This is a genomic window from Actinocorallia lasiicapitis (assembly GCF_054778695.1).
Map to the genome: position 1 here is coordinate 1 of NZ_BAAGZI010000574.1, position 2,640 is coordinate 2,640.

4 protein-coding genes are annotated in these 2,640 nt (G+C 73.1%); all 4 read right to left on the reverse strand.

Annotated features, from left to right (window positions below; genetic code table 11):
• The coding region (locus ACYVE7_RS32330; protein WP_460370158.1) for a protein kinase at window positions 1–872 on the reverse strand (872 nt) is incomplete at its 3' end.
• Window positions 869–1,645: a PP2C family serine/threonine-protein phosphatase gene (locus ACYVE7_RS32335; RefSeq protein WP_460370159.1), complete on the reverse strand. Its 777-nt coding sequence runs from the start codon at window positions 1,643–1,645 to the stop codon at window positions 869–871. The genes ACYVE7_RS32335 and ACYVE7_RS32330, both read right to left, overlap by 4 nt.
• Before the next feature lie 3 nt (window positions 1,646–1,648).
• Window positions 1,649–2,380, reverse strand: coding sequence for a vWA domain-containing protein (locus tag ACYVE7_RS32340; protein WP_460370163.1), 732 nt, complete (start codon window positions 2,378–2,380; stop codon window positions 1,649–1,651).
• Between the two features lie 26 nt (window positions 2,381–2,406).
• Window positions 2,407–2,640: hypothetical protein (locus ACYVE7_RS32345; protein WP_460370161.1), on the reverse strand; the 234-nt coding region annotated here is incomplete at its 5' end.

The following is a 2,640-nucleotide window of genomic DNA, read 5'->3' on the forward strand; positions in this document are numbered from 1 at the left end:
GTCGGGCGGGCCGACGGGTCGCCGACCCCGGGACCGAACGCGCGCCGCGCCAGCTCCAGCAGCGACGGCGGCAGGACGGCCGGGTCGATGATGCCGCGCGGCACCGTCACCGCCTCGGGCCGCACCACATAGGAGGCGCTGTAGGCGATGTTCTCCTTGACGCTGGTGTCGGAGTCGCTGTCGTGCCGGATCCCGCCGAACGGATGGTTCCCCGCGGTGAGGAGCTGGTAGACGAGGATCGCGAGCGCGAAATCGTCGCTGCGGTCGCTGGCCGGCCCGCCCTGCTGCCGTTCGGGCGCGCAGTACTCGGGGGTGAGCATCAGGCAGGGGAAGTCCTCGCCGCTACCCGGGTCGATGAAGCCGATGGTGTCGCAGTCCAGGAAGGTGACGAACCCGTCGCGGTCCACGACCACGTTGTTGGCCGAGAAGTCGCCGACGACGAGGTTCTGGTGGTGCATCCGCGCCGTCATGAAAGCGAGGTTGAAGGAGACGCCGAGCAGGAACCGCCAGTCGGCGCGGTCGGGAAAGTGCCGCAGCCGCGACTGCCGGTTGAACAGGCCGAGCAGCTGCACATGGCCGGGTTCGCCGAACCGGCGCATCGCGTAGCCGACGAGCCTACCGTCGGGGGTGCGGCCGAGCGCGACCGGCCAGGCCAGCTCGGGCGGCTGGCCCTCGTGGGTGGGGCGGCCGCCGAGCGGGGCGAGCTTCATCATCTGGGTGAGCCGCCGCTCCTGGTCGGCGGTGGGCGGGTCGCGGTACACCTTGACGACCAGCCCCGTACCGCCCAGCACTTCGTGGACGGCCGCCTGGCCGCCGGATTTCAGCGGCAGCGGCGCGAGCTCCGCGGGCTGCCCGTCCAGCAGGATCCTCACAACCGCACCGCCCTCAGCACCGTCTTGTCGTCGCCGTTCAGCCGGGTGAGCTGGTCGGAGCTGAGGAAGGTCGACAGCCGCCGGTCGTCCTCGGCCAGGTCGGCGCCGGGGGCGTCGAGCGGGCGGAACATGCCGTTGGCGAACGAGCCGTTGGGCAGCCCCCGGCTGATGGCGGCCTGGGCGAGGCCGTCGGTCGACAGGAGCACCCCGTCGACCCCGGCGTCGCGGACGCATTCGGCGCGGGCCCTGCGTTCGGCGTCGGACGAGGTCAGGAACACCGTCTCGTTGCCGTACTCGCTGACGGCGCCCGGTTGCGGCAGCAGATGGTACTGGCGTTCGCCGTCCTCCTCCCCCGCCCGGAGCACCACGAAGCCGTCGCCGACGGTCACATAGCCGAGCCACGCGCCGGTCAGGACCACGACCGTGAGCGTGGTGGCGTGCTCGTCGGCGGCCGAACCCGTCTCGGCGAGGAACGCCTCGCGGACGTCGTGGAAGCCGTCCAGCAGGAGCCCGCGCACGTCGCGTTCTGCGGAGCGGCCCTCGCACAGCCGCGCGAACCGGGTGGTCGCCAGCCGCACCGCCAGCTCGGCGCCCTGGTCGGAGCGCGGCCGGCTGCCCGCGCCGTCGGCGACGGCCAGCACCGTCACCCTGTCGCCCGGCGGGCCCGCGACCAGATGGCCGTGGGCGTCCTGGCAGGGTTTGCCGTCCCTGACGTGCCGGTAGCCGCGCACGCTGACGCCGCGCACCCGCCACCGCGTGGTCTGCAAGCGCACCGGTCAGCCCTCGTAGGCGGGACGCTGGGTCTTGAACTGGGCGAAGATCCGCTCGAAGATCTCGTCGCCCGCGCCGCGCTGCTCGGCCGACGCGCTCGCCGACATCATCTGCAGCAGCTCCCGGAACGGGAACCCCTGCAGCCGGGCGTGGAAGGTCGGCGCGATGGTCTCCAGCACCTGCTCGCCCCGGCTGCTGATCCCGCCGACCCCGATCGCGAACAGCCGGAACTTGCGGGCGTCCTGCTCGGCGGCGAGCACCGGCACGACCCGCCGCCACGCCTCGGTGGCGTGGCCGGTGGCGTCCGTGGGCTGGCCGTCGGTCACCAGGCAGATCTGCGGCCGGTAGTACTGCAGCCCGAGCGAGCGCAGCTCGGTCTTGCGGGCCGCCACGAGCTGCATCGCCAGCTCCAGCGCCTCGGTCATCAGGGTGACGCCCGCCGCCCGCAGCAGCGGCGGCTCGAAGTGGTGGGCCGGCACGAAGGCGCTGACGTTCGGCCGGGCGGGCAGCGGATGCGGGCCCTGCCAGGCCGTCACCTGCTGGCCCCCGAAGGTGATCACCGCGACCTCGACGCTGTGGCTGAGGCTGACGTCGTCCTTGAGCTGGGCCGTCCAGTCGCGCAGCGCCTGGTTGAGCAGGCCGACCGGGTCGCCCGCCATCGAGCTGGAGGTGTCCAGGCACAGGACGAGCGGGAGCCGCTGCGCGTTGTTCTCTATCTCGATGTCGGCGTAGTCCATGGGTTCCACGAGGGGTGCTCCAGAAATCAGTGACCGGGCGGGTAGGCGAGCAGGACGTCGGCGCCGGGGTCCTGGACGACGTCGACGGGGCGGCCCTCCCCCGGCGGCGGGGTGTCGGGGTCGGCCCAGGCGGCGCGGTACAGGTCGGCGTCCAGTTCGACGTAGCCCTGCGGGTGCAGGTTCGTCCTGACCGTCGCCCTGCGCCGGTCGCCCTCCGGTTGGACGGCCGGACGGCGCGCCCGGTGCCGCCGCTCCTGCGC